The organism is Halomonas sp. Cn5-12 (assembly GCF_021532545.1).
GTDB classification, from domain to species: Bacteria; Pseudomonadota; Gammaproteobacteria; order Pseudomonadales; family Halomonadaceae; genus Vreelandella; species Vreelandella aquamarina.
Window position 1 is genome coordinate 67,711 of the sequence record NZ_JAKGAY010000004.1, and the last position, 25,077, is coordinate 92,787.

At 58.3% G+C, this 25,077-nt stretch carries 26 protein-coding genes; 10 read left to right on the plus strand and 16 right to left on the minus strand.

Annotated elements, in window-relative coordinates; all coding sequences use genetic code 11:
* The first annotated feature begins 24 nt into the window (after positions 1-24).
* The 3 genes from L1249_RS17545 (at position 25) to L1249_RS03880 (ending at position 3,716) form a co-directional block, all read left to right on the plus strand.
* Complete coding sequence (locus L1249_RS17545) at positions 25-1,128, plus strand: cache domain-containing protein (protein ID WP_289113679.1); 1,104 nt, start codon at positions 25-27, stop codon at positions 1,126-1,128.
* A 149-nt stretch (positions 1,129-1,277) separates the two neighbouring features.
* Positions 1,278-2,879 carry a sensor domain-containing protein gene (locus tag L1249_RS17550; protein ID WP_323133907.1) on the plus strand — a complete coding sequence of 534 codons (1,602 nt, stop codon included), beginning with the start codon at positions 1,278-1,280 and terminating at the stop codon, positions 2,877-2,879.
* Between the two features lie 3 nt (positions 2,880-2,882).
* The gene (locus tag L1249_RS03880; protein ID WP_044628425.1) at positions 2,883-3,716 is read left to right on the plus strand and encodes a PEP-CTERM/exosortase system-associated acyltransferase; all 834 of its coding nucleotides are present in this window, start codon (positions 2,883-2,885) and stop codon (positions 3,714-3,716) included.
* Positions 3,717-3,725: 9 nt separating this feature from the next.
* Here the strand turns inward: L1249_RS03880 and L1249_RS03885 are convergent, their stop codons facing one another.
* From L1249_RS03885 to L1249_RS03895, 3 genes are read right to left on the minus strand one after another with little or no spacing between them, the layout of a single operon-like run.
* Positions 3,726-4,379 carry a hypothetical protein gene (locus tag L1249_RS03885; RefSeq protein WP_044628424.1) on the minus strand — a complete coding sequence of 218 codons (654 nt, stop codon included), beginning with the start codon at positions 4,377-4,379 and terminating at the stop codon, positions 3,726-3,728.
* Between the two features lie 10 nt (positions 4,380-4,389).
* Positions 4,390-5,121 carry an oxygen-insensitive NADPH nitroreductase gene (nfsA, locus tag L1249_RS03890; RefSeq protein WP_044628423.1) on the minus strand — a complete coding sequence of 244 codons (732 nt, stop codon included), beginning with the start codon at positions 5,119-5,121 and terminating at the stop codon, positions 4,390-4,392.
* Between the two features lie 36 nt (positions 5,122-5,157).
* Positions 5,158-6,087 carry a formate/nitrite transporter family protein gene (locus L1249_RS03895; protein ID WP_044628422.1) on the minus strand — a complete coding sequence of 310 codons (930 nt, stop codon included), beginning with the start codon at positions 6,085-6,087 and terminating at the stop codon, positions 5,158-5,160.
* 179 nt (positions 6,088-6,266) lie between these two features.
* Between L1249_RS03895 and L1249_RS03900 the strand changes: the two genes are divergently transcribed.
* Positions 6,267-7,034, plus strand: coding sequence for a class I SAM-dependent methyltransferase (locus L1249_RS03900; RefSeq protein WP_044628421.1), 768 nt, complete (start codon positions 6,267-6,269; stop codon positions 7,032-7,034).
* Positions 7,035-7,122: 88 nt separating this feature from the next.
* Here the strand turns inward: L1249_RS03900 and L1249_RS03905 are convergent, their stop codons facing one another.
* Both L1249_RS03905 and L1249_RS03910 read right to left on the minus strand, forming a co-directional pair.
* Positions 7,123-8,781, minus strand: a complete 1,659-nt coding sequence (locus tag L1249_RS03905; protein ID WP_044628420.1) for a methyl-accepting chemotaxis protein — start codon at positions 8,779-8,781, stop codon at positions 7,123-7,125.
* A gap of 171 nt (positions 8,782-8,952) precedes the next feature.
* On the minus strand, positions 8,953-10,014 hold the full coding sequence (locus L1249_RS03910) for an NAD(P)-dependent alcohol dehydrogenase (RefSeq protein ID WP_044628419.1): 1,062 nt from the start codon (positions 10,012-10,014) through the stop codon (positions 8,953-8,955).
* 197 nt (positions 10,015-10,211) lie between these two features.
* On the opposite strand from L1249_RS03910, the gene L1249_RS03915 reads away from it, so the two are divergent.
* Complete coding sequence (locus L1249_RS03915; RefSeq protein WP_044628418.1) at positions 10,212-11,108, plus strand: AraC family transcriptional regulator; 897 nt, start codon at positions 10,212-10,214, stop codon at positions 11,106-11,108.
* Positions 11,109-11,129: 21 nt separating this feature from the next.
* On the opposite strand, the gene L1249_RS03920 is transcribed toward L1249_RS03915, so the two are convergent.
* A complete protein-coding gene (locus L1249_RS03920) occupies positions 11,130-11,555 on the minus strand; it encodes a VOC family protein (RefSeq protein WP_044628417.1) in 426 nt (141 codons plus the stop codon).
* A gap of 143 nt (positions 11,556-11,698) precedes the next feature.
* Here L1249_RS03920 and L1249_RS03925 point away from each other — a divergent pair, with 143 nt between their 5' ends.
* The gene (locus tag L1249_RS03925) at positions 11,699-12,574 is read left to right on the plus strand and encodes a LysR substrate-binding domain-containing protein (protein WP_044628523.1); all 876 of its coding nucleotides are present in this window, start codon (positions 11,699-11,701) and stop codon (positions 12,572-12,574) included.
* A gap of 47 nt (positions 12,575-12,621) precedes the next feature.
* Here L1249_RS03925 and mqo read toward each other — a convergent pair whose 3' ends face one another.
* Positions 12,622-14,292 (minus strand): malate dehydrogenase (quinone), encoded by a 1,671-nt coding sequence (gene mqo, locus L1249_RS03930; protein ID WP_044628416.1) that lies wholly within the window; start codon positions 14,290-14,292, stop codon positions 12,622-12,624.
* Between the two features lie 148 nt (positions 14,293-14,440).
* On the opposite strand from mqo, the gene L1249_RS03935 reads away from it, so the two are divergent.
* The gene (locus tag L1249_RS03935) at positions 14,441-14,653 is read left to right on the plus strand and encodes a DUF3820 family protein (protein ID WP_044628415.1); all 213 of its coding nucleotides are present in this window, start codon (positions 14,441-14,443) and stop codon (positions 14,651-14,653) included.
* 17 nt (positions 14,654-14,670) lie between these two features.
* Here the strand turns inward: L1249_RS03935 and L1249_RS03940 are convergent, their stop codons facing one another.
* Entirely contained in the window at positions 14,671-15,024 is a 354-nt protein-coding gene (locus tag L1249_RS03940) for a hypothetical protein (protein WP_044628414.1), read from the minus strand.
* A gap of 108 nt (positions 15,025-15,132) precedes the next feature.
* Here L1249_RS03940 and L1249_RS03945 point away from each other — a divergent pair, with 108 nt between their 5' ends.
* The gene (locus L1249_RS03945; protein WP_044628413.1) at positions 15,133-15,894 is read left to right on the plus strand and encodes a DUF1499 domain-containing protein; all 762 of its coding nucleotides are present in this window, start codon (positions 15,133-15,135) and stop codon (positions 15,892-15,894) included.
* Positions 15,895-15,909: 15 nt separating this feature from the next.
* On the opposite strand, the gene L1249_RS03950 is transcribed toward L1249_RS03945, so the two are convergent.
* From L1249_RS03950 to L1249_RS03975, 6 genes are all read right to left on the minus strand, one after another.
* A complete protein-coding gene (locus L1249_RS03950) occupies positions 15,910-16,287 on the minus strand; it encodes a ribbon-helix-helix domain-containing protein (RefSeq protein WP_044628522.1) in 378 nt (125 codons plus the stop codon).
* A gap of 85 nt (positions 16,288-16,372) precedes the next feature.
* Positions 16,373-16,942 carry a DJ-1/PfpI family protein gene (locus L1249_RS03955; protein ID WP_044628412.1) on the minus strand — a complete coding sequence of 190 codons (570 nt, stop codon included), beginning with the start codon at positions 16,940-16,942 and terminating at the stop codon, positions 16,373-16,375.
* Between the two features lie 193 nt (positions 16,943-17,135).
* Positions 17,136-17,762: an SDR family oxidoreductase gene (locus tag L1249_RS03960; RefSeq protein ID WP_058576890.1), complete on the minus strand. Its 627-nt coding sequence runs from the start codon at positions 17,760-17,762 to the stop codon at positions 17,136-17,138.
* 125 nt (positions 17,763-17,887) lie between these two features.
* A complete protein-coding gene (locus L1249_RS03965) occupies positions 17,888-19,999 on the minus strand; it encodes a methyl-accepting chemotaxis protein (RefSeq protein ID WP_058576889.1) in 2,112 nt (703 codons plus the stop codon).
* Between the two features lie 49 nt (positions 20,000-20,048).
* Positions 20,049-21,206, minus strand: coding sequence for an ABC transporter substrate-binding protein (locus L1249_RS03970; protein WP_044628409.1), 1,158 nt, complete (start codon positions 21,204-21,206; stop codon positions 20,049-20,051).
* A gap of 104 nt (positions 21,207-21,310) precedes the next feature.
* Positions 21,311-21,922 (minus strand): flavin reductase family protein, encoded by a 612-nt coding sequence (locus tag L1249_RS03975; protein WP_044628408.1) that lies wholly within the window; start codon positions 21,920-21,922, stop codon positions 21,311-21,313.
* A 107-nt stretch (positions 21,923-22,029) separates the two neighbouring features.
* Between L1249_RS03975 and arfB the strand changes: the two genes are divergently transcribed.
* Together arfB and L1249_RS03985 are read left to right on the plus strand one after the other, a co-directional pair.
* Complete coding sequence (gene arfB, locus L1249_RS03980; protein WP_044628407.1) at positions 22,030-22,452, plus strand: alternative ribosome rescue aminoacyl-tRNA hydrolase ArfB; 423 nt, start codon at positions 22,030-22,032, stop codon at positions 22,450-22,452.
* A 38-nt stretch (positions 22,453-22,490) separates the two neighbouring features.
* Entirely contained in the window at positions 22,491-22,673 is a 183-nt protein-coding gene (locus tag L1249_RS03985; protein WP_044628406.1) for a DUF1289 domain-containing protein, read from the plus strand.
* On the opposite strand, the gene L1249_RS03990 is transcribed toward L1249_RS03985, so the two are convergent.
* Together L1249_RS03990 and L1249_RS03995 are read right to left on the minus strand one after the other, a co-directional pair.
* Complete coding sequence (locus L1249_RS03990; protein ID WP_044628405.1) at positions 22,658-23,707, minus strand: proline racemase family protein; 1,050 nt, start codon at positions 23,705-23,707, stop codon at positions 22,658-22,660. The genes L1249_RS03985 and L1249_RS03990 overlap by 16 nt on opposite strands.
* Positions 23,704-24,891: a zinc-binding dehydrogenase gene (locus tag L1249_RS03995; RefSeq protein ID WP_044628404.1), complete on the minus strand. Its 1,188-nt coding sequence runs from the start codon at positions 24,889-24,891 to the stop codon at positions 23,704-23,706. The genes L1249_RS03990 and L1249_RS03995 overlap by 4 nt, the downstream gene beginning before the upstream one ends.
* Between the last annotated feature and the right edge of the window lie 186 nt (positions 24,892-25,077).

Genomic DNA, 25,077 nt, shown 5'->3' on the forward strand with positions numbered 1-25,077 from the left:
TGGACCTGATCGGGAACTGCTGTGATGAGTCGGTTTTCTTCTTTACCAGCACGTCATCGGTTTAGCCTCGCTTGGCGGGTCACCGCGCTTAGCAGCCTTCTGTTGCTGACGTTGGTGGCACTGCTCATTTGGCTTGGGCATCACCACCTGACCCAGCAGTTTGCCAATAGCCGCGTGGCCCATCACGAGCGCCAGCAGCGCGAGATACGCCTTGCCCTTCAACGCTCTGCCGATAACTTACGCCAGTTGGCGGGGCTCACTGCTTCAGCAGCCCCCCTCGGCGAGGCACTGTCCATCGGCGATGTTACCGCCATCGATGACGCGCTACGCGATCAGTGGCCACCGCTGCAATTGGAGGCGGGTGTGGACGAGGTCTTTGTGTTCGACCCATTGGGACGGTTGCTCGGCCACTCCGGTGGCAACCACCCCCCGTTAGATATACCCGTCGAGGGCTGGGTCGACGAGGTGCTGTCAAGCGAGGCCCCGATGACCACGCTGCGCTGCGGGCTGACCTGTCAGCAGTTCGCCGCCGTGCCTATTTTATTGGCAGGCAGCAGCATTGGCATGGTGGTGCTGTCTCGTTCGCTGGCTGACGTGACCCGGGAAGCCAGAGAAGTTTCTGGTAGTGAGGTTGCCCTATTAGTGGCGGGCTACACCGGCACGAACCGCTTAGAGGCGAGCCGCCAGCTGCCGGAGTGGAACGGCCACTTGGTTGCCCTTACCAGCCGCGAGACGACGCTGCCTCTGCTGGAACGCGCGGCGCGCTCGGCGCCCATTGCGGAACTGGCCAAACGGCCGCTCAACCTGTCCTACGCGCAGCGCGACTTAGAACTCAGCGCCGTTTACATGGAGAACGATGCCGACTGGCGCAGCACCGGCTATTTTCTGCTGATTTCCGATGTGACGGCGCAGGTCGTCGCGATTCAGAAAGCCACCAATACGCTGCTGCTGCTCGGCGTGGCAGGCTGGCTGCTCAACTGTTACTCCTCGCCATTCTACTGGGTCCCATGGCACGCCTACGTCGAGTGGCCGCGCTGTTACCGGCGCTGGCCAGAAGGGACTTTACGGAGGTACGCGGCAAACTGCCTGCGCGCACGCCACGGCTCTCCAACGAAATCGATGTGGTAGAGCGCGCGACTCGCACGCTGGCGAACCAGTTAGCGAACTTGGAAGCCAGCGTGACCGAAAACAGCCGCCAGTTGGCCGAGCGTATCGACGAGCTGGCTCATGAGAGAGATTTCGTCAACAGTCTGCTAGATACCGCTCAGGTATTTATCGTGGTACATAGCCAGGAAGGGCGTATTCGGCGGATCAACGACTACACCCGCACTCGCTTGGCGCTGAAAGATAGCGAACTCATTGGCCGCCACTTTAGCGATATTTTCGATCAAGCCCGCCACACGGCGCTGCCGGGACGCTTCATGGCAAAAGATGCGTCGTTCGATTCCGCATCGTCCGCGCCACACCAGGAAGAGAAAACCCTACAAACCGCCAATAAACGCTGCTGCATCGTTGCGTGGTACCACTCCGTCCTGCCCGCTAGCCCCCGGGAAGAGGCGCTGTGCATTTCGGTAGGGTTGGACATTACCGAACGCAAAGCAGCCGAAGAGCGGCTGATTTGGTTAGCAGAACGCGACCCGCTCACGGAGCTGTTCAATCGCCGCTATTTTCAGGATGCCCTGCAAAATGCGCTGTTGCACAACGGCGAAGGCGCCATCTTGCTGCTGGATTTGGATCAGTTCAAAGAGATCAACGAGCTCAGCGGCCACCACGTTGGCGATCATCTTCTGCGCGAGGTCGCCGAGACGCTGTTCTTGAACCTTGGCCAGCGCAGCATCATTGCACGCCTGGGTGGGGATGAGTTCGCGCTGCTGCTGGAAGGGGTCAGCAGCGAGCAGGCCATTAGCATGGCGGGGTATATTCATCAGCTGCTAAGCGGGATCGGTTTCCAATCGGCGGGCAGAAAGCACCATATCTCCGCCAGCATGGGCATTGCGCTCTTCCCACTTCACGGGCGCAACCCCGCCGATCTGCTGGCGAGCGCCGACATGGCGATGTACAAAGCCAAGGAGAGCACTCACCAGCGTTGGTATCTCCTATCCCAGGCCGAAAACGCAAAAGACGAGTTACAGGATCGCGTGTATTGGGTAGAGCAGTTGCATCACGCGCTGGAAAACGACAGCTTCGAACTGATGGTGCAACCCATCGTGCGTTTGGCCGATCAAGATATCAAACATTATGAAGTACTGCTGCGTCTTCGCCATCCCGACGGCAACCTGATCGCTCCACAGCACTTCATTGCCATTGCCGAACAGAGTGGCTTGGTGGTACCGCTGGACCGATGGGTCATCCAGCATAGCGTGCAAGCGCTTGGTACGCTGCAAGATCGCGGTATTTCCTTGGCGGTGAATCTGTCAGGGCAGTCGCTGCATGACTTGGAGCTAAAGCAGTATCTAACCGACGAGCTGCAGTGTAGTGGCGCTGACCCTCATCATTTGATTCTCGAAGTCACCGAAACCGCTGCGATCACCGACTTTTCGACCGCACGCAACGTGTTACAAACGGTGCGCGATTTAGGCTGCCGCACGGCATTGGACGATTTCGGTATTGGCTTTAGCAGCTTTCACTATTTGGGCCAGCTACCGGTGGATTACATCAAAATAGACGGCTCGTTCATTCGTAGCTTATTGATCAGTCCCGATAGCCATACCATCGTGAAAGCCATAGCCGACATCGCCAAAGGGTTTGGCAAGCAAACCATAGCAGAGTTCGTCGACCAAGCGCCGCTACTGCCTATCCTACAAGGGTACGGTATTACATACGGGCAAGGCTTTCATCTAGGCAAGCCACTGCCCCTAGCGCAGCTACTGAGAGGATGAACGATGGGGATAACGACAATAAAACCCACCAGGACGCCACCTGATACGCTTCAAGAGAGCACGTTTAGCCCAACGTTTTTCAATGACCACTTTACGTTGCTCATTGCCCAGACCCCAGACGAACAATATCGAGCGTTTGCGCTGCGCCACGCGGTCTTCATCGAAGAACTCAACTATGCCATTGGTAATGAAAACACGCTGAACATCGAGTGCGACGCACACGATCAACACTCACTGCTCTGCTTGCTTCACCATAACGCGACGGGTATCGACGTGGGCTGCGTCAGGGTCGTGTTGATCGAACCCGTCCGTGGTCGACCTTTATGTTCCCTACCGTTGGAAGCGTACTATCCTGCTCCTCTCTTCATGCCTGATACCCATCCACATGCCTTTTCTTCTGACAAAACGTGCGAAGTGTCGCGATTGGCCGTCCACCCCACCGTGCGGAAAAAACCGCTCTCGCGTCCTGAGCTTGCCTCTCAGGACTTCCCTTCGACTTCACCAACGGCTCAAACGCCTTACGAAAGCATCAAAGAGAGCCCGGCCTTGTTGAGTCTTAGCCTCTTTCTTGCCGCCACGGCCATGGTGGGGTTGAGCGGGCGCCACCATGTCTTTGCCATGTTGGAGCCTCGCTTTAGCCGTTTATTGAAAGCGTCCGGACTGCATTTTCAACAAGTAGGTGGGGTGATCAATTATTGCGGCAGCCGAGCGCCCTACTACATCGACCAGCGGGTAGCGGAGGCGCATCTGCCCAAGCGCATCGTCCCGCTGTACCACACCATCAAAACGCAGCTGGCTGTGCAGCTTTTGGCATCGCTCTGCCCCTCTTGCCGATAGACGTTTCCCCTAAACGGCAGGCGTCATGGAGGACGACGTCGAAACGCTAGTGGGCGAGATGCTGGCAAACTTATCGACGAAATACACGAGCGTTTCAGGATGCCGAAAACGGCGCTCGAAGGTTTCCTGCCGATGCTCATCGTCCGCTTGGTAGCGACGCGTCACGTTGGCTAGGTAGTCGTTGCCAGCTTTGACGACGTTGACGCTATTTTCATGCCCCGGCTCCCGGTACACCAGCGTGACTTTCGACTGCTGCTCCAACAGCGTCGCCAGCCGCTTGGCCGCATCACGCTCTTCGTCGGTGGCCCATAACGGCTGGTCGCGGTTACCGTAGTGGTAGAGGAGGACCGCCAGCAGAACAGCGAAAATGCTGCTGGTCAGCATCCAAGTCAACAGTACGCCCGATACCGGCATGGTCAGCATGATGACGAGCTGAATCACGCTACCGACCAACAAGACCGCTGCCAGCGGCCGCCACATGCGTTGGCTCATCATGGCGCGATTCAAGATGTATCCCCACAGCCCCACCACGCCTAGCGCTCCGAAGAACAAGTGCGCCATGGCCAGCGGCGTTCCCCCGCCGGCAAAGATCGCCACGACGCCCATGACGGGTAACAGGCTATAAAGCCCGGCCAGTAGCACATAGGCACGCTGTAGAGACATAGAGGACTCCTTATTTCATGGTAAAGCCGCGTTTCACCAAGAAGTCACGCATATGGGGGCGCAGCTTGCTATCGAATAGAGGGGTTAGGTTGTGCGACCAATCACTGTTTTTATTACCGCTACTACGCGATTGATAGTACGCCTGCATGGTGTCGTCAAAGGCGGCTACATGATCGCTATCCTCAGTGTAGTAGTCCTCTTTCAGAATCGCTTCAACGGGCAGGCGCGGCTTCACTTCCGGCTGATGTGCTGGGTAGCCCAGGCACATGCCGAACACGGGATACACATGGGCTGGCAGGCGCAATAGTTCACTAACGGCTTCCGGGTTATTGCGAATGCCACCGATATAGCAAATGCCCAAGCCCTCGGACTCCGCCGCGACTGCCACGTTTTGTGCCATCAGCGCCGTATCCACGGTGGCCACCAAGAGCTGTTCTGTCATACCGCGTTCGACGTTGGCACCGGTGCGCTCAGACGCTTCCGTAGGTCGCTTCATATCGGCACAGAAAACCAAAAACGCCGCGCTGCTGGCTACGTAGCCTTGGCCTCCGGCCAGCTCCGCGATGGCTTCTCGATTAGCGGCATCTTTCACATGGATCACCGTATATGCCTGTACATGGCTCGACGTTGCCGCCGCTTGGCCCGCTTGAATCAGTTCACGCAGCAGGCCTTGGGGGATCGCTTGATCGGTGAATTTACGAATCGAACGGTGGGCGTTCAGTAGCTTGATGACATCATTCATACCAGTTGCCTCCTGAGTAATCGTCTATTGAGAAAGTTAGCGCTGGCGACGGTTGAACAGGCCCTGCTTACACTCTCGCTGCGCCTCGACGTCGCCGCGAATCTGGGCATGGCTGATCAGCGCAAAAATGAAGGTACCGCCAATGACGTTACCAGCCAGCGTCGGTAGCGCGAACCCGACAACCGCGTCGGACCATGTAATATGGCCATCGAACACCAAATACAGCGCTTCGCTGGTGCCGACGATGATGTGGGTGAATTCACCAATCGCCATGACATAGGTCACGATGATGATCATCCACACTTTGGCTTGATCGGCAGCGGGAATCAGCCATACCAGGGTCGCAATCATCCAACCAGCGAGAATCCCTTTAGAGAACATTTCCATGGGCGTGTTGGCCATCATGTGCTCTCCTAGCGCGATGAACGCCTGGTGCGTCGCTTCGTCGAACATCGGCATGTGCAAAAAAGTAAACGAGGAGAGCGCCGCCCCCATCAGGTTGCCTACCAATACCACGCCCCATAGCCTGCCCAATGCTCCCAGATTGGGTAACGTGGGTCGGCTCATCACAGGCAGAACGGCAGTGACCGTGTTTTCGGTAAATAACTGTTGGCGGGCCAAAATGACGACGATGAAGCCCACGGTATAGCCTAAACACTCGACTAAAAAGCCAATATCGGTTTGCGGCAGATGGGCATGCAGTACGCCACGTGCCACCATGGAGAAACTCATCGAAATCCCCGCTGCAATGGCTGACCATAGCAACGCCATGGAGTCTCTTGAGAGCTCTTTTTGCCCTTCTAGGCGTAAATGCTGATGCACCACGGCCGCTCTGGAAGGCAAATTCGCTTCTCGTGTTTCCTGCTGAGTACCGGACGCCTGGGAGGTGGGTTCGCGCTGGCCGGTCGCCTCACGACCCTGATCCCCCCCTTCAAAATTATCATCCGCTTGATGTTGTTGGTTCATACCGGCTCTCTCCCTGGTGAGGTTTCAGCGTAACGCTATTGTCTAAGATTGGGTAGCTACTCAAGCGGGTTAACGTACGGTGGATAAAAGAATTTTTACGCACTGTTGCACGCGGGATAGCCAAGGCTCGCTATACTGTTTGTAATACTCAGGCCTATTAACGTTGCTAGGAAGCCGATATGTCACACGCCTCTCACACACCGCCCGGTCAGGCATGGAACGCCGGTCGGTATGCGGAACACGCCAGCTTTGTTCCTGACCTAGGTATGGAGGTCGTGCGCCTGCTATCGCCGCAGCCTGGACAGCGTATTTTGGACTTGGGCTGTGGTGACGGTGCGCTTACCGAGCGCATCATGCAACTTGGCGCCGACGTGCTGGGTATCGATGCGTCAGAAGAGATGGTCGCCGCCGCCCAACAGCGAGGGGTGACGGCGCGTGTGATCGACGGCCATCAATTGCCCTTCGACCACGAATTCGATGCGGTCTTCAGCAATGCGGCGCTGCACTGGATGCTCGACCCTCAAGCCGTGCTGGCGGGAATAAAGCGGGCTTTGAAACCCGGCGGACGATTCGTGGCGGAGTTTGGTGGCCATGGCAATGTGGCAGCGATCTGCACCGCACTGATTGCCTCGCTACAGTTTCGCGGCATTAGCTCGAAGGGACGCCACGCCTGGTATTTTCCGACCACACAGGAGTACACCAACCTTCTGCAAACGGTCGGTTTTCGTGTGGAAAGCGTCGAACTCATTCCGCGCCCTACGCCGCTACCCAAAGGCATGGCAAGCTGGCTAGACACCTTTGCGAGTCCCTTCTTTCACGGGTTAGACCCGGACCTGAAAGACGCTATCTTCGACAACACCCTCAACCTGCTGGCCCATAGCCTAAGCGACGGCCAAGGTAACTGGACGGCGGACTACGTACGTATTCGCGTTGTCGCCCACGCTTAAAACGCGCTCCTTCCTATCGATGTCGGCATCCATCATCAGGGCGGCCCTCTAGCCGCCCTGTTTCGTGATGTTCGAGATGGCTGCTTGGCTAGAACTCATCCCAATCGTCGTTGTTGGGCGCCGCCGTAGACGTAGCGGGCTTGGCAGGCGCATGCTGCGGCGGTTGCGCTAATGTGGGTGCGCTGGCCGCTGGCGCTTGGCTACCTTCGGCCAGCCTGAAGGTGGCCATCAGCGTTGCCAACTGGCTCGCCTGAGCTTCCAGCGCGCTGGCTGCCGAGCTGGTTTGCTGCACCAGCGCGGCGTTTTGCTGCGTCACCGAGTCCATTTCCGTCAGCGCGGCATTGATCTGCTCGATGCCGCTATTTTGCTCGCGCGTTGCCGTGGAAATCTCGCCCATCAACGTGGTGACTTGGCGGATGGCATCGACGGTTTGGCTTAGGGTCTCCCCGCTGCGCTCGGCTTGAGTGGCGCCCGTGGTGATTTGCGACGTGGTCTGTTCGATCAGGCCCCGTATCTCTTTGGCCGACTCGGCACTGCGTGTCGCTAGGGAACGTACTTCGCTCGCCACCACCGCAAAGCCACGCCCCTGCTCGCCAGCCCGGGCCGCCTCGACCGAAGCATTCAGCGCCAGTATGTTGGTTTGAAAGGCAATCGAGTCGATCACCCCGATAATATCGTTGACCCGGTCGGCACTGGCGGCGATCTCACGCATGAGCTGAACGGTACGCTCGACCTCTTCACCGCTCGCCTCGGCAGACTGAGACGCCGTGACCGACAGTTGATCGGCCTCTTGCGCTATCTCGGCATTTTTACCCACCGTGGTGGCCATTTGCTCCATGCTCGAGGCCGTCTGCTGCAGCGCCGAGGCCTGTTGCTCGGTGCGCGACGAGAGATCTTGGCTACCCGATGAGATATCGCTGGCACCGCTGTAGACGTGCTCGCTGCTGCTGCGAAGGGACATGACCAGCGTCTTCAGTTTCTCTTGCATGGTCGCCAGCCCGATAAAGAGCTGGCCAATTTCATTATGTCCACGGTCCTCGATACGCCCGGTCAAATCACCGTTGGCGATGCGATCGAAATGGCCGAGCGCCTGCTGGAGCGGGTTCACCACGCCACGCATCATCGCGATACGAATGGCGATCGCCGCCAGCAGTGAAAACAGCAGCAAACCTATCGCCACTGCGCCGCCGATCGTCGCTAAGCGGTCTACCTGACTCATGACCTGCTGGCCGCGTGCTTCGGTGTAGGCCACGAACTCGCCCATCGCGACATCCAGGTCGGCTCCCAGCTCCCCCAACGCCTCCTGTTGGCGCTGAATTTGAAACGGCGCGGCGTCCAAGAGCGGCACGATGCCGTCGGTCACAAAGGCATGGTAGGCCTCGACCACGCTATCACGCCGTTGGGCCAGCTCGCTGCCCGGCGTGACCGGGATCGCCGAGAACTCAGCGAAGCGGGTTTGCGCTGCCGCCACGGCCTCTGCCGCCATGGCTAAGCTCTGCTGCCCTTTGTCAGGGTTGCCTTGGGTACTGAAGCTGGCCGAACGGTCGAGGAAGGTTTGCGCTCTGAGCGCGTTCACTTGAGTACGGTTTGCCAAGTTGGCAAGCCGCACGTTGATATTATTGATCTCGTTGAGTGCTCGATCACTCGTTGTGTTGGTGTAAAACCCCAGTGCACTGATCAAGCCAATCATCACGACGAGCAGCGCCAGGGCCGCCGTCAGGCTCCATTTTATGGAGAGTCGTTTCATCATTCTGTTCCCTTATGCTTTTTTAGTCGTCACCCCACTCATCACGAGGGTAAAGCATCACAGGAAGTAATATGAAGACACTAAGACCTTTGTCTACCAACGAAGATGACATAACGAACGAACAAAAAAGCCCACCGCCAACTTGCGGTGGGCTTGCTGGAGCACGATGGCTTAGGCAGCGGTATCTTTCAACGTCGCCATGTCGATCACGAAGCGGTAGCGCACGTCCCCTTTCTCCATACGCTCGAAGCCTTCGTTGATCTTGTGAATATCGAGCATTTCGATATCGCAAGAGATGTTCTGCTCGGCACAAAGCTTGAGCAGCTCCTCGGTTTCCGCAATGCCGCCGATGAGAGAGCCTGCGACGACGCGGCGCTTGAACACCAGATTGAATGCTTCGATGGCCGGTTCGATGGGTTCTAGAAGGCCGACCAGAATATGCGTACCGTCGTACTTCAGCGATGCGAGGTAAGGGTTCAAGTCGTGTTGAACCGGCACGGTATCGAGCATGAAGTCGAACGTCTCGGCCACGGCGTCCATTTGCGCCTGGTCGCTGGAGACCACCACATGGTCGGCACCGTTACGCTTGGCTTCTTCCACCTTGGCATCGGAGCGCGTGAAGACCGTCACTTCGGCGCCCAATGCCTTGGCCAGTTTGACCCCCATATGGCCCAGGCCACCCATACCAATCACGCCTACTTTATGACCTTTGCCTACACCGTGATGCTTCAGCGGAGAGTAGGTGGTGATACCGGCGCACAGGATGGGGGCTGCTGAGGCTAGATCGATACCGTCCGGCATTTTCAGCACGAAGTGCTCACTGACGACGATGGCGTCGGAATAACCACCCTGCGTCATGGTGCCGTCTTGGCGGTCCGGGCTGCCGTAGGTCATGGTGAAGCCTTCCAAGCAGTACTGTTCGACGCCATCTTGACAGGCGGAGCAGGTGCGGCAGGAATCGACCATACAACCCACACCGACCAAATCACCGGCTTTGAAACGGGTCACGTCGCTGCCCACGGACGTCACACGGCCCACGATTTCGTGACCAGGCACCACGGGATACTGGGTCATGCCCCAGTCGTTGCGTGCAAAGTGCAGGTCGCTGTGACATACGCCGCAGTAAAGGATTTCAATGGCAACATCGTCAGGGCGAGGCTCACGACGATCAAAGGTAAACGGCGCGAGCGGCTTGTCAGCGGAAAACGCGGCGTAAGATTTTGCTTGGCTCATGAAAACTCCTTTTTTGATGCATCCCGCAGAGGCGGAAGGTGTTTTCATTATTGGCTGCCTAGGCGGAGATAGCGATGAACGAAGCTACGTTTTTTTTGCTTATTTCTCTATAAAAGGGTAATAAAATAACAAAAATGCACAGCAAAACGTCATAATTCTCGCGAACGATTCGACTGCATTTGCGTAAGGAGGGCCTTGTGGCCAGTACCGCACATGTTGGTAATGCGCTTGCCGACCTCATCATACCGCTCGTAAAAGGCGACGGCCCCAGCCCTTCCCGCTTGGATCGCGTCAGCCTGCTCTGCCTGGGCAGGCAGCAAGTCCGTACACCTCTGATGTATGACCCTTGTCTCATCATCATCGCTCAGGGGCGCAAAGTGGGCTATCTGGGCGACCGAGAGATTCACTACAACCCCGGGCACTATTTGGTCCAGACGCTGCCCATGCCGTTCGAGTGCGAAACGTACGGTTCTCCCGAGGCCCCGCTACTGGGTATGTCGGTCAAACTCGACCCAGCACTGCTCAGTGAAATGGTCACCGCGATGGGCGAGGGATACCCGCCAAGCAGCACCGCGCCTTTGCCCATGGCATCGGTCGCAATGAACGAAGGGATGCAGGATGCCGTCATGCGCTTGGCCCATACGCTGCACGATGCGGTTGCGTGCAGCGCCATGGGCGATGCCCGAATACGTGACGTGGTGTTCGAAGCGCTCAAAGGTGAACAAGGCCCGGCTTTGAGGGCGCTGGTGCAGGGGCACGGCAACTATTCACGCATCGTGCAGGTGCTCTCGCAGCTACATACCCACTTTGCAGAGGACTTTTCGGTAGAGCGGCTCGCGCAGCAGGCGAACATGAGCGTGTCGACGTTTCACCAGCATTTCAAGCAGATTACCCGCGCCTCGCCCGCTCAGTATCTCAAGCGGCTGCGCTTGATCAAAGCGCAGCAGCTCTTATTGCAAGATAGCCATAACGTGAATCAGGCGGCGCTGGCGGTGGGCTACCGCAGTGTGCCGCAGTTTAGCCGCGACTATAAGCGCTACTTTGGCGAGTCACCGCTTCAGCATCGTCGCCAGGAGCAGGCGCTGCGCGCTTAGTGGCCTTTAGACACGCCCTGCCTATTTAGCGAAGATCTGGCTCTTGTCTTTGAATGCCTTGAACTCGAGCGCATTGCCGCAGGGGTCGAGCAGAAACATGGTGGCCTGCTCGCCCACTTCGCCCTTGAAGCGAATGTAAGGCTCGATGACAAAGTCGGTGTTACGCGCTTTCAAGCGCTCGGCCAGCGCTTCCCACTCGTCCCACTCCAAAATGACCCCAAAGTGAGGCACCGGTACGTTATGACCATCTACCGGGTTGGTGTGGGCGCTCTCTTGTCCGGGCGTTTTGGGATGCTCATGGATCACCAACTGATGTCCGAAAAAGTCGAAATCGACCCAATGATCGCTGGAACGGCCCTCTTCTAGGCCAAACACATCGTTGTAGAAAGTGCGCGCCAAAGCGACGTCATAAACGGGAATGGCTAAGTGAAAGGGGGAAAGGCTCATGGGTGTCTCCTGATAGGTGCTTTTGTTGGTACACGGCTAGCGCGCTGCGCTTGACCCGTGTCACTATCCTAAAAGGCGCAATGTAAAAATTAAATCAATTGTTTTTTGATCTATTCACAAATTTTATTGATGAAAATCTCACCATGATCCGCGAACTCAAAACGCTCATCGCCGTTGCCCAGCACGGCACCTTTGCGGCAGCGGGCCAGCATATCGGCCTGACCCAAGCCGCCGTCAGCGCGCAGATGAAACGTTTAGAGGCAGCGCTTGGCGTAGCGCTGTTCGAGCGCAGCGGGCGGGCAGCGGTACTGACTAAGCGCGGACAAGAGACGTTGCAACAAGCGCAGGCACTGATAGCCCTATACGGCACCTTAGGCGCCGCTTCTGCTGGACAGGAAGCTGCCACTCGCGTCAACTTGGGTGCGATAGCCTCCATTCAACGCTCGCTTCTGCCGAACGTATTGGCGCATTTTCACCGTCAGTTTCCCGAATGCCGCTCCCGCGTGGTGCCGGGGCTGTCTCTCGCACTGATGAACCAGGTGGATGCAGGGGAACTGGACATGGCGGTGATCATTCGACCGCCGTTTTCGCTGCATAGCGACCTGCGCTGGCAGCCGTTGGCCCATGAGCCGTTTCGTCTGCTGGTGCGCCGCAGGCTAACCACGGATGACTGGCGGGCGCTACTCACTCAACAGCCGTTCGTCCGCTACGATCGTGCCTCGTTCGGCGGCCGTCAGGTCGATCGTTTCTTGCGTGACAACCACTGTCACGTCAGGGACGTGTGCGAGGTAGACGAGCTAGACGCCATCATACAGCTGGTGGCCAACGGCGTGGGCGTGGCGCTAGTGCCGCAGCCAAGCGCCCTTCGGCGCTGGCCCGCGGGCGTGCGTGCCATCGACTTGAAAGAGCACACCTTCCATCGCGATATCGGTATCGTTCATCGCGCTAGCGGCCAGCTCAGCAAACCGGCCCAGGCACTGGCCGCCCTGCTGACGCAAGTCGCCGCAGCCGAACACTAAAACGCCAGCCCGAGGGCTGGCGCTAGTGAGCACGGAGCGCATGTGGCTTAAGCCTCGGTAGTGCTTTCGGCTTCCGTACTGCTCTCTTCTGTCATGCTCTCTTCTGTCATGCTCTCTTCGTCTGCACTCGGCTCGTCTTGCGACGCCTCGTCAGCGCTGGGTAGGTTCATGGGCTCGTCTAAATTGAGCGTCTGTGCCGTGTAAGCGCGCACCTCGCGCAACAACTCAGGGTTCTCCGCCAGCTTTTGGCCGTACGAGGGAATGATCTCGGTCAGTGTAGATTGCCACTCGTCGCTGGCCACCTGAGTCGGGAAGACGCGATCCAGCAGGCCAAGCATGATCGACGGCGCAGTAGACGCGCCCGGCGACGCGCCCAACAGCGCGGACATGGTGCCGTCCTGCGAGGTCACCACTTCCGTACCGAACTGTAGCACGCCGCCACGCTCGGGGTCGTTCTTGATGATCTGTACGCGCTGACCCGCCGTCCACAGCGTCCAATCGTCACGCTGGGCGTTGGGATAGTACGCCTGCAGCGCTTCGAAGCGGTCGTCGTCGGACATCAAGACCTGGCCGACGAGATAACTGACCAGATTGAAGTTATCCAGACCGACTTCCATCATCGGCCAGGTGTTATCCAGCGTCATGGAGCCAAATAGATCCGTCCAAGAGCCCTCTTTCAAGAACTTACTGGAGAACGTGGCAAAGGGCCCGAAGAACAGCGCAGGCTCGCCATCCAGATAGCGCAGGTCCAGGTGCGGGACGGACATGGGCGGCGAACCTTCGCCCGCTTTCCCATACGCTTTCACGTCGTGCTGTGACACGACATCCGGATTGGTGGTGTAGAGAAACTGGCCACCCACAGGGAAACCGGCGTATACCTCGGCTTCGGGAATGCCCGATGCCTGCAGCAGCGGAAGCGCTGCACCACCGGCGCCGATGAACACGTAGCGAGCATCGACCGTGCTCTCTTCACCGCTGTCCAGGTGGGCAATGGTGACTTGCCAGGTATCGTCGTCGTTACGGCTCAGGTCACGTACTTCGCTGTGCAAACCGAGCGTAAAGTGCTCGCTGCGCGTCAGCGCTTCGACCATTTCACGGGCCTGAGCACCGTAGTTCACTTCGGTGCCCATTTGCATGCGCGTGGCGGCCACTGGGCGGTCGTCGTTGTCACGACCTTCCATGATCAGCGGCATCCACTCGGCCAGCTCTGCGCGATCTTCCGAGTACTCCATGCCCGCATACAGCGGGTTCTGCGTCATTGCGTCGTAACGCTCACGCAGGAAGCTGACGTCTTCATCGCCCCACACCACGGCAATGTGCGGCACGCTATTGATAAATGAGGAGGGTTCACCAAGAATGCCGTTCTCGACTTGATGCGCCCAGAATTGACGAGAAATTTCGAACTGCTCGGTGACGTTGATGGCGCGCTGGATCTCGACACGGCCACTGGCATCCGGCGTGTAGTTCATTTCCATGAACGCAGAGTGGCCACTACCGGCGTTGTTCCACGCGTTGGAGCTCTCTTGCGCCACTTCACCAAGACGCTCGTAAAGGTGAATGTCCCACTCCGGCACTAACTCTTGCAGGTAAGTGCCTAACGTAGCGCTCATGATACCACCGCCGATGAGCACCACATCGATCGGTTCATCGGCGGAAACAGGCGATGTCGCCAAGGCTAAAAGTGGTGAACAAAGTAACAGACTTAAACGTTTTTGCATGTCATGTCCCTGACGATACAGAAATGACGTACCGGAACAGCAGGTGCCCAGCGTCGAGGAGGGTAAAAATTGCGACGAAAGTCTAACAAACAACCGGGATCACGGAAATATAAAAGATCGCTTAAATGAGAATGAAAGGAATTAACGAATGAAGCCAGAAGACCTAGAGAAGTTGGTGACGCACAAGATGCCGTTCGGTAAATATGAGGGCTGGCTCATTGCGGATTTGCCAGGCCCTTATTTGAACTGGTTCGCTCGGGAGGGTTTCCCCAACGGTGACATTGGTCAATTGCTGCATTTGATGCATGAAATCGACCATAACGGCTTAGGTGACTTGTTAACGCCGCTGCGTCAGCGCTAACGAAGCGGCTCATCCGCTTAATCGCGGGCACGCAGCGCCTGGTCGCGCTCTTCTATATAACAAGCACACTGCTGGTTCGGATCGCTAGGAAACCGACCTAGCGCGACGGCTTTCTCGAAAAAGCCGCTACCCGGTAATCCATCTCCCCGACGGCTGATCACCAGGGCGGCGATCATCGGCCGCCCGGCGGCGACGTCCTGCTCCATTAACTGCTCCAGCGCTTGTGTCACCCGTGCAATGGTGCGCGGTGGCGTCAGCCCCAAGGCGTTAGCAACCTGCTGATAGGTCATGGGCAGTGCACTGGTGGGTGCCTGAATGAGGAGCGTGCGCACTTGGTGGGCAAGCATAGCGATGGCATCGGATGAGCGCATTGGGTCGTGACTCGCTGATTCAATCATGTGGTAGAAATAGCCACGCTACCACATCGCTGACTATGCTGTGGCCAGACGATACGTTCCTATCACTGCGAGGAGAGACAGATGGTCGGTAGACGCAATCAGCGACATTACAGCCGCTGGCCTAAGGCCTTTGCCTGGCTAAGCGTGCTGGCGCTCGTGGCGGCAGCGCTATTAATGGCAGGGGCTGGCCCCGCCTATCGCTGGCAGTGGGTCGGCTTAGGAGAGGCCTTCAACCTGCTACGTAATGGTGTCTATGCAGCCACGGCGGCAGTGGCGCTGAGCGTGTTGGTGCTACTCATCAGCGCATTCACTCGGCGGGGCGGCACGGCGATCGTGGCCATTGGCGTGCTCATGCTCACCGCAGCCCTACTCTACATGCCCTGGCAACAGTGGCAGCGCGCTCAGCAAGCGCCGGTCATCCATGACATCACCACCGATACCCAAAACCCGCCAGCGTTCGCTGCCCTGCGGGAGGCCCGCGAAGCCGCCCCCAACGAAGTAGACTACCCAGGCGAGGCGACCGCCGAGCAGCAGCAAGCGGCCTACCCGAACGTTCGCCCCTTGGTCGTCGATGCCCCTGCCGCCACCGTACTGGCTGCAGTGCAGGCCGAAGTAGAGGCCGCCGGTTGGAACATTGCCGAGATTACCCCTACCGGTTTGGAAGCCACCGCCGTGACGCGCTGGTTTGGGTTCGAAGATGACGTGGTCATTCGGCTGACCGAGCAGGGCAACCGCACTCGGGTGGACATGCGCTCGGCTTCGCGGCTGGGGGCCAGCGATGTAGGCACTAATGCGCAGCGTATCGAGACGTTTATGAGCGCGCTGCGCGAGCGGCTAGAGTAACTCAGCCGGACGTGGCTAGTGAACGTGTTTTTTGTTGAGTACGTCTTTATGCAGCGTGCTTTCACGGGAAAGAATCTGCTGGGCGTCCAGCTCACCGATGGACACGGCTACGTTGGCGGGAATATCGCCGCTAAGCTGTAGAGCCTGGTAACGCAGCGCGCAGACCCTCAAGAACGAGGTGAAATTCCCCAGGTCATGGCCCGCATCGATCGACTCGTGATACAGCCGAGTGATCATCTGCGCGGTGTTCATTCCGTCGCGCTGCGCGATCTCTTCCAGCAGTCGCCAGAAATAATTTTCCATCCGCACGCTGGTCACCATACCATCGATGCGCAGCGAGTGGGTGGCGCTGCGCCATAGGTCAGGGTCCGCATCGATAAACAGTTTGCACATGGCCATCTCCCCTCTTCGTCTCATTCAGCATAGCCGCCGAGCAAGCGCGCGCCCAGCGCAGGCGCGCACCTGTTGCCGATCGCCGCTACTGATCGAGTAACGCCATAAACTGCGCCAGCCAAGCAGGGTGGGCAGGCCATGCGGGTGCGGTGACCAGGTTGCCATCGGTCACCGCGTCGGTGACCTCTATGTCCGCGAACTGCCCGCCTGCCAACTCGACCTCAGGTTGACAAGCAGGGTACGCCGAGCACCGTTTTCCCTCCAGCACCTTGGCCGCGGCCAGCAGTTGGGCGCCATGACAAATCGCCGCCACCGGTTTCTGGGCATCGAAGAAGTGCGTCACCATCGCTAACACTTCTTGGTTCAGCCGCAGGTACTCCGGCGCTCGGCCACCGGGCACCACTAGGGCGTCGTAATCGGCAGGGTCGACGCTGGCGAAATCCGCATTCAGCGCAAAGCGGTGGCCCGGCTTCTCGGTGTACGTCTGGTCGCCTTCGAAATCGTGAATGGCGGTGGCCACGGTATCTCCCGAGGCTTTGCCGGGGCAAACCGCATCGACACGGTGACCTACCGCCATCAGCGCTTGGAAGGGCACCATGGTTTCGTAATCTTCGGTAAAATCACCGGTGATCATTAGAATACGCTTGCTGCTCATCTCCATTCTCCTTGTGATTGTCGTCGGTGGAGCACGCCATAGGCGTGTGGTGGCAGAGTAGCAAGCCGCGAGAGAACGGGGGTAGTACGCCATTACTACAGCGCGTCAGCGATATGTATGGCTCGCCCCAACGCAAAAAAGAGCGCAAAAAAAGCCCGCTACGATTGAGCGGGCTTGGCACGACAGGTCGGGGTTACAGAAGCGCGTCGATGGGGCGCTTGCCGTCCAACAGCGTGACTTCTTGGTTGATGAGGTCGGGAGTTTGCACCACGCGCAGCAGTGCATAGGCCACGTTGGCCCGGGAAATTTGGTTATCGCCCGCTTCGTCCACGCTGCTAGCGAACTTGAGGGTCGGCGCTTCGTCGGTAAGACGGCCAGGCTTGACGATGACATGGGAAACGTCACTGTGGCGGAGGTGGGCATCGGCGGCGAACTTGGCCGCCATATAGGGGCGCATTTTTTCAGGCGCCTCCAGCGGCTTTTCTGCCCGCATGGCGCTGACCATGATATAGCGCGAGAGCCCCTTCTGGCTGGCGATATCGGCCGCACGAATCGCGCCAAATAGATCGATCAATAGCGTTTTGTCAGGGCCTGTGTGTGGACCAGAACCGGCGGTAAAGACGACTTGATCGCATCCTTCGAAGGCGTGCTCCATCTCGCCTTCTAAATCGCCCACGACGGTACGAATTCCCCGTTCTTGGAACCAAGTGGCCTGCTCTTCGTTACGAATCATGGCTTTAATGGGCGTGCCTGCCTCTTTGGCTAATGCACAGAACTGTTTACCGATCTGACCATTGGCACCAATCACTAAGGTCGTCATTTTGCCTCCTTGTCTATCGTGTCCCCTGTATCAGTGTAGGCGGTGCGTCCAAAGTTCAACCGTAAATACAAACACGGCGGGCACCTTCCGGTGCCCGCGACAAGACCGAACGACCCACCCCGGGGCTAAGTCAGGCTATGGTGCTCGGGCTGGCTTGGCAGCGCGGCCGGTTGGCCAACGCCATGACTAACGTGAAACCGGCTGACCAAGGTATGCATGTCGCCTGCGCGTTCATCCAACGTATGGCTAGCGCTGGAGGCCTCTTGCACCAAGCGTGCGTTTTGATGCGTTACTTGATCCAACTGTGAAATGGCCTGGTTGATCTGATCGATACCGGCCGACTGCTCTTTCGTCGCGTCTGCAATCTCCGTGACGTAACGAGTTACCTCGGAGAGGCTATCGACAATATCCTGCAAATGATGGCTCGATGCGTTTACTAACTGCTCGCCTTCGCTTACTTTTTGTACGCTGTCGTCTACCAAGTGGCGAATTTGCGCGGCCTCTTCTGCACTGCGCCCTGCCAGCTTACGCACTTCTTGAGCGACCACGGCAAAGCCTCGTCCTTGTTCACCCGCTCGGGCTGCTTCCACCGAGGCGTTCAGTGCCAGCAAGTTAGTCTGGAAGGCAATATCGTCGATGGCTTTGATGATGGAGGTGATTTTTTCACTCGCTTGACGAATGTCACTCATGGCCGCCGTCGTGCGTTTGGCGACATCACCCGCCGAGCGCGCGCGGTCATCCACGCTGTTGCTCGCGCCCTTGGCCTGATCGGCATAGTCGGCGGTCTGCTTGACGGTGGCGGTAATCTGCTCGAGGCTGGAAGCCGTCTCTGCCAGCGATGCCGCCTGTTGGTCAGTACGCTGAGAGAGGTTTTCATTACCGGAGGCGATCTGGCGGCTGCTTGCGGCAATCGCCTCGGCGCTTTCACGGATCTGAGACACCATGCCTTCGAAGGTGTCCATCATACGGTTGAACGCTTGGGCAGCTTGACCGACTTCGTCATCACGCTGCAGCGCCAGCCGCATGGAAAGGTCGGCATTTTCACCGGCGGCACCGCTGATGCTCTCCATCTGACGACGCATGGCCACCAGCGGCCCCAGTACGCGTACCAATGTGCGCCAGCCAAAGATGGCCAGTACGACGATCACGCCCAAGGTGACCAACACCAGCAGCGTACGGCCCGCATTCGCCAACGTCTCGGCCTCTTCACTGGCGCTTGCCGCCTGGGCGACGGTGTAGGCTTCGATATCGCTTAGCGCTGAGCGCATCTCACGTGTTGCCGCCGCCACGTTCGCCAACGCCGCTTGCACTTGAGCACCCAGATCCAGTTGCTGCTGGCGTAGCGCGTAGACCGAATCGGCATCTTCCACCATCAACCCGTTCAGCTCGACGATGACCTCATCGAGTTCGCCAATGAGCACGCGCTGCTCTACGGTCGTGCTGGGGGCCTCGGCAATGGCCGCCAAAGACTGTCGTGCCAGCGCCACCTGCTGGGAAATTTCGTTGCTACGCAGATTGACCAACGCATCGATGCTATCCACCTGCATCATCTGTCGCCCCAGATCGGACAGCGTGGCAACGGCCATACGGGCGTTGCCGCTCAGACGACCGATATCGACACGAGCAGAGAACATGCTATCCAACAGTTGAGTCGGCAGCGTGGTGGTGCCCTCTTCCCGCCATGCTTCCATGAGTTCGCGCTGCCGACGCTCTTCGCGCACCTGAGCCAGAGCGGTACGTCCGGCGATGTCTTCGGCACTGCGCATGACGTTAGTGATGGCCGACTGCATTTGAGCAATCTGCTCGGCCATTTGGGCCTGCAGGCTCAGCGCATCGCGCCGCACGTTTTCCAACGCCTCGTCGCCAGCCATTAGCTCTTGGTACTGGCTATCCAGTGCAGCGAGCTGCGTTGCGGCATTGGTCTGCTCGATACGCGCAAGCCCCGTGCGGGCTTGGCTATAGCGTGCTGCCAACTCGCTGCGCGGCGTGACCTCTTCCAACGCTTGGAGATTACCAGCGGCGAGTAGATCGGCATGTCGCTGGCCAAAGGCACCCATGGTCAATACCATGCTGCGGCTCGCATCTTGCAGCGGCAGCACCTCATCGGCCACGAAATGCTGAACGTTGATCAGCCGCTGGTTGGTCATCCACCCAGTGCCGGCCAACACGATGCTGCCCAGCACGGCGGCGACAAAGAGGCTAATGAGCATCGCGCGGATACTTATGGTTTTTTTCATCAGGGGTATTCGCTGTGTCAGAGATTGCAAACGGAATAGAGAGCCACGGCTAGCGGGCTAGGCTGTTCCAATCCACCGGTTCGAACTGGCCATTTCGGATAATGGTAGGCCAGACGGCATCGCTGGCTTGATGGTCGTTCGGGCCCAATGTGAGCGGTTCGCCAACGCCGATATCGATACTGCCCAGGCTCAAAAGGCCATTGACCACCGCTTCTCGATCGGGGTTATTACCCGCCGCCTTGAGGCCTTCGGCAAACAGCTTGGCGGCTAGGTAGCCTTCCAGGGAAATAAAGTCGGGGGTGGCGTCGGGGGCGTACTCTGCCAACGCCTGACGATACTCTTCGACGGCCGGCAGATCGGCATCCAACGGCGGTACCACTTGCGTCACGATGACCCCCTCCGCCTGCGGGCCAAGCGCCTCTAGCAGCGCCTGGCTACCGACGAATGAGACATTTAGAAACAGCGCATCGGGCAGGTCTTGTCGCGCTTCACGAATGAAGTCAGCGGCCGGGCCAAAGGTGCCGACGATGATCACTGCCTTGGGTGTGACCGGTGCCTGAAGAATACTGGCAAGCCCTTGATGAACGTTACGCGTTCCGCGGGTGAAACGACCATGAACCAGTTGGGAGGTATTCAAGACGCCTTGGGCATTGAGCGCGCGAATTGCACCGTTATAGCCCGCGTCGCCAAAACTGTCGTTTTGGGTAAAAAATGCGATCTCTTCGGGCTCTATACCAGCCGCAAGAAGGCCATCGATCATTGCTGCCGTTTCTTGAACGTAGCTGGCACGGTAGTTGATGACATAACGATCGGGCGGGGAGCGGCGCAGAATCCCCGCCCCGGTGAATGCCCCAAATAGCAGCGTCTTTTGCTGATTATAGATCGGGATAGTGACCGCTGCCGTAGGCGTTCCTACATTGCCAATCGCGGCAAGCAGGCGATCGTTACCCACTAGCTCGCGGGTGTACTTGGCTGCCTGCAGCGGCGAGTATTGATCATCGAACGTCGTGAGGCTGATCGTTTTACCATTGATCCCACCTTCGTCGTTGAGCTTGGCAAAGTAGGTGTCGATGCCCTGCTGCATACCAATGCCCAGAGGAGCAGCACCGCCGCTTGCGGGCGCCACCATGCCGACTTCGAGTGCGGCATGAGCCAGCGGAGCAGCCAAAAGCCCCGCCGCCATTAGCCATGTTGTGATTCGACGCATTGGTTCTCTCCCACATCGCGATGCTTTTTTCTAATATCGGCGGAAGAGTATACGACTTAAGCTTGGCGAGCTTTTAAACAGAGTGTAAAAAAACGTGTCTTGATTTAAGCAGGCCGCTCGATGGCGAAGCGGTCAGTGATGCGCACGTAGTCACTCCCCGCCAAGCGGCCGATCGGTTGCAGCGCGGCCATATCCACGTGACGACCGTCCCACAGCGTATCGTCGATATGAATCGACACGATTTGCGCTAACACTAGGCTACCCGCTAGCGGCCGATCGCCAAAACGCTTCACTTCCAACAGTGTACAGCCAAATGCCACCGGGGCAGCTGCGATGCGTGGCACGCTCACCCCCGGCATGGTGGCCTTTTCCAGCCCTGCCAACGTGAACTCGTCTTCGTGTCTTGGCAGGCTGGCGCTCGTGGTATTGAGCGCATCGACCAACCCTTCGGTGCCGACATGTACCACGCACTCTTGAACTTCTGCCAAATTTCGCAGCGTGTCTTTAGGTTGGGCGCTGCCATCCAACAGCGGCGAAAACGCTAAAATGGGCGGGTCGATGCTGGCCACGTTGAAAAACGAGAATGGCGCTAGGTTGGCGTTCCGCTGCTTGTCCTGAGTAGCCACCCAGGCAATCGGTCGTGGGCAAACGCAGCCCGATAGCAGCCGGTAGAGACTACCTGCACTGAGCGGCGACTCGGTCAATAAAGTATTCATGGACTCTCCTGATGGCGTGGCAAGAACGGTGCCCTTAATAGGCCGCTGGCGCCTACCCTCTGTCAAGTATGTTAGCCTACAGACTCATACAACGATCCGGGAACGGAATGCTCACTATTACCAATAGCGTTAGCTTGGCCGACTGGGAAATCGACATTAGCCAAATTCGCGCACAGGGGGCAGGCGGTCAGAATGTCAATAAAGTCGCGTCTGCGGTGCATTTACGTTTCGACATTCAGCGTTCGACGCTGCCGCCGGTCTACAAAGAGCGACTGATGGCCCTGTCGGACCAGCGTATCAGTAAAGAGGGGGTAGTGATCATCAAAGCTCAGAGCTACCGCACGCTCGAGCTGAATAAAGAGGACGCCTTGAACCGCCTCGAGGCGCTGATCAAGAGCGTGGCCAAACAGCCCAAAACGCGCCGTCCTACGAAACCTACGAAAGCCTCTCAGCGCCGCCGAGTGGACCACAAAACCCGGAAAGGCAAGCTCAAGTCGCTACGTGGTAAAGTGCCAGCCAGTGAGCGCTGATCGCTTTCCCCTTTCTACTACTTGACACAGTGAACTCGATGCCATCGACACCTCGCCCGCTATCGCCCTGTATTCACGTATGCCAGATCGAGCCGAACACCCAAACGTGCCAGGGATGCGGGCGCACGTTGGATGAAATTGCCTGCTGGGGAAGCATGACCGAGGCCGAGAAGGCCCCGGTGTGGGAACGAATCGAACAGGAGGGCTACGTCTCTTCGTGATGGCGATCACTCAGGATATGATGCAACTCGCCACAGGCGACCATCGGGTCGTCGCAGTTGATCACGATACTCGACTCCGCCAGCACGTAGCTGCGTCCCGTAATGGTGTTTTCCACCACTTGATAAGCCCCTTCTTGATGCGTGCCGGTAAACGTGCCAATGAAGCCGGTTTCCCTAAGCGATACGGTTTCCAGCTTATCGCCGAGGCTCAACCGCCCCTCGTAATTCATTAGCGCTAGCCTTGCCGACGTGCCGGTGCCCGTGGTACTCCGGCAAATGACGCCGGGGTGCACGTAGGTGGTCGACCGCGAGCGGATATAACCTTCGGCGATCGGCTCTTCGGGCCCCATGAAGTGCAGAAAAGGCAGCGGACCCACGTCGCCTAGGGTGTAGTGGGAGAAACCGCGTTGCGCTTTGATGGCCTCCACGATCTTGTACGCACAAGCCGCCAGCGCCTGCTCTTCATCACGCACCAGCTTGAAGCCCAACGCCTCGGCATCGACCAAGGCGTAAAAACCGCCACTATAGGCGACCGAGTAGGTGACTTCCCCAATCCCTGGCACTTGAATGGTGTCGCGATAGGTATCGATATAGCTCGGCAGGCCTTCGCAGGTCACGGACTCCACCACGCCGTTGTGCACTCGGGCCTCGATTTGAACCAGCCCTGCCGGGGCCTCTAACTTGAAGCGTTGAATTCCCTCCTGCTTGGGCACGATGCCGGTTTCCAGAACGGCCGTGGCCGTGCACAGCGTGTTCGAGCCGGAATAGATCGGGTAGCCCATCACTTCCATGATGATGTATCCGGCCACGGCTTCCGGGTCGGTGGCAGGCACCAAGAGATCCACCGACATTTCGGGAATGCCGTAGGGCTCTTCTAACAACAAACGGCGCAACCCGTCGGCGTCGTCGCGCAGGTACTCCATCTGTTGACGCACCGTCGCACCGGGCAATGCATCGATGCCGCCCGTGACGATGCGGCTGACATCTCCCCCGGCATGGGTGTCCAACAATCGAATCGTATGCAGGTTTTTCACTCACCCGGCTCCTCGGCAGAGGTTATGGCAAATGGGGCACCGTGGGTGTCCCACTGGGCATCGGGAACGATGACGATTTTCCCCAGGTAGTTGCTGCCTCGGTTCACGAAGTAGCGCTCGGCCTGATGCAAGTCAGAGAGTTTGAACGCGCCATGCAGCACCGGTTTTAACTCACCGCTACGTATCCACGCTATCAACTGCTCTGCTTCTTCCCGAGTACCGTGGGACACGCCGACTATCTGCACCTGATAGAGATAGATGCGGGTCCACATGATCTCGCTGAGGTTACCGCCGCTGGCACCGGCAATGGAGAGCCGGGGGTAGGTGGTACGGCGCTGCATATCGCCGATCATGGTATCGATGAACAGATCGGTCATCTCGCCACCAACGAGATCCATGACGGCATCGATGGCCTGACCATCGGTGGCGGCCAGCACACGCTCGACGAAAGTGGGCAGGTCGCCTCGATCGATGACGGCTTCTGCCCCCAACACACGTAGCGCGTCGGCTTTATCGAGCTGGCTAACGGCGTAGGGAATCGCGCCGACGATACGGCATAGCTGGATCAACGCCGTGCCCACCCCGCCGCTGGCGCCGCTGACGAGGATACGCTCGCCCGCCTGAACGTTGGCCGCCGTCATCATGTGGTAGGCCGTTTGATACGAGCACATGCCCATGGCCGCAAGCTCGGCATCGTGTAGCTCAGGGTTGGGGACATGGTGAAACTGGTCGGCAGGCACTGCCACGTACTCGGCGTAGCCGCCGTCTGCGCCGTGTCCGTAGTAGTCCGGCGTCAGGTTAATGTCACGACGCTCGTCGGCATACAAATTGAAATCCAGCAGCCCGCGCTCCCCGATACGCCGGGGATCGCCCCCCTCGCCGACAGAAACGACCCGACCTGCCACGTCAGCGCCTTGAATACGCGGAAACGTCAGCGTCGGCGACCCACCCATGGCAAACGAGGTCACGTCCTCTTTGCCTTTGGTGGGGTATAAGCCTTCGCGCGCTTTGCGGTCGGTGTTGTTTTTCGCCGTCGCCGTGACTTGCACCAGCACCTGCCCAGGGCCGGGCGTTGGCGTGGGAACGTCCTGACGGTATTGCAGAGCGTCGACATCACCGTGACCGGTCAAGAGCATCGCCGACATCGTGGCCGGAATCGTTGCGCTGTTATCCGTGTGGGCCATGGGTGGTTCCTTGTTGAGTGCATATGTCGCGACGATAACAAACGCCGTGCGAGGTTCAAGGGGGCGAACGAAGGACAGCATGCCCTCGATCACGATGGATGAGTAGAGCACATAGTGCCCTTAAGCCACACTCCCCCAGTCAGCCGCCTGGCGGGTCGTCAACTTTTCGCCAATAGTGAGAGTAAG

Excerpts from the sequence above, each read along its gene's own strand:
- L1249_RS17545 (WP_289113679.1), top strand. The coding sequence starts at position 25 with ATGAGTCGGTTTTCTTCTTTACCAGCACGTCATCGGTTTAGCCTCGCT.
- L1249_RS03880 (WP_044628425.1), top strand. The coding sequence starts at position 2,883 with ATGGGGATAACGACAATAAAACCCACCAGGACGCCACCTGATACGCTT.
- L1249_RS03885 (WP_044628424.1), bottom strand. The coding sequence starts at position 4,379 with ATGTCTCTACAGCGTGCCTATGTGCTACTGGCCGGGCTTTATAGCCTG.
- nfsA (WP_044628423.1), bottom strand. The coding sequence starts at position 5,121 with ATGAATGATGTCATCAAGCTACTGAACGCCCACCGTTCGATTCGTAAA.
- L1249_RS03895 (WP_044628422.1), bottom strand. The coding sequence starts at position 6,087 with ATGAACCAACAACATCAAGCGGATGATAATTTTGAAGGGGGGGATCAG.
- L1249_RS03900 (WP_044628421.1), top strand. The coding sequence starts at position 6,267 with ATGTCACACGCCTCTCACACACCGCCCGGTCAGGCATGGAACGCCGGT.
- L1249_RS03905 (WP_044628420.1), bottom strand. The coding sequence starts at position 8,781 with ATGAAACGACTCTCCATAAAATGGAGCCTGACGGCGGCCCTGGCGCTG.
- L1249_RS03910 (WP_044628419.1), bottom strand. The coding sequence starts at position 10,014 with ATGAGCCAAGCAAAATCTTACGCCGCGTTTTCCGCTGACAAGCCGCTC.
- L1249_RS03920 (WP_044628417.1), bottom strand. The coding sequence starts at position 11,555 with ATGAGCCTTTCCCCCTTTCACTTAGCCATTCCCGTTTATGACGTCGCT.
- L1249_RS03925 (WP_044628523.1), top strand. The coding sequence starts at position 11,699 with ATGATCCGCGAACTCAAAACGCTCATCGCCGTTGCCCAGCACGGCACC.
- mqo (WP_044628416.1), bottom strand. The coding sequence starts at position 14,292 with ATGCAAAAACGTTTAAGTCTGTTACTTTGTTCACCACTTTTAGCCTTG.
- L1249_RS03935 (WP_044628415.1), top strand. The coding sequence starts at position 14,441 with ATGAAGCCAGAAGACCTAGAGAAGTTGGTGACGCACAAGATGCCGTTC.
- L1249_RS03940 (WP_044628414.1), bottom strand. The coding sequence starts at position 15,024 with ATGCGCTCATCCGATGCCATCGCTATGCTTGCCCACCAAGTGCGCACG.
- L1249_RS03945 (WP_044628413.1), top strand. The coding sequence starts at position 15,133 with ATGGTCGGTAGACGCAATCAGCGACATTACAGCCGCTGGCCTAAGGCC.
- L1249_RS03950 (WP_044628522.1), bottom strand. The coding sequence starts at position 16,287 with ATGTGCAAACTGTTTATCGATGCGGACCCTGACCTATGGCGCAGCGCC.
- L1249_RS03955 (WP_044628412.1), bottom strand. The coding sequence starts at position 16,942 with ATGAGCAGCAAGCGTATTCTAATGATCACCGGTGATTTTACCGAAGAT.
- L1249_RS03960 (WP_058576890.1), bottom strand. The coding sequence starts at position 17,762 with ATGACGACCTTAGTGATTGGTGCCAATGGTCAGATCGGTAAACAGTTC.
- L1249_RS03965 (WP_058576889.1), bottom strand. The coding sequence starts at position 19,999 with ATGAAAAAAACCATAAGTATCCGCGCGATGCTCATTAGCCTCTTTGTC.
- L1249_RS03970 (WP_044628409.1), bottom strand. The coding sequence starts at position 21,206 with ATGCGTCGAATCACAACATGGCTAATGGCGGCGGGGCTTTTGGCTGCT.
- L1249_RS03975 (WP_044628408.1), bottom strand. The coding sequence starts at position 21,922 with ATGAATACTTTATTGACCGAGTCGCCGCTCAGTGCAGGTAGTCTCTAC.
- arfB (WP_044628407.1), top strand. The coding sequence starts at position 22,030 with ATGCTCACTATTACCAATAGCGTTAGCTTGGCCGACTGGGAAATCGAC.
- L1249_RS03985 (WP_044628406.1), top strand. The coding sequence starts at position 22,491 with ATGCCATCGACACCTCGCCCGCTATCGCCCTGTATTCACGTATGCCAG.
- L1249_RS03995 (WP_044628404.1), bottom strand. The coding sequence starts at position 24,891 with ATGGCCCACACGGATAACAGCGCAACGATTCCGGCCACGATGTCGGCG.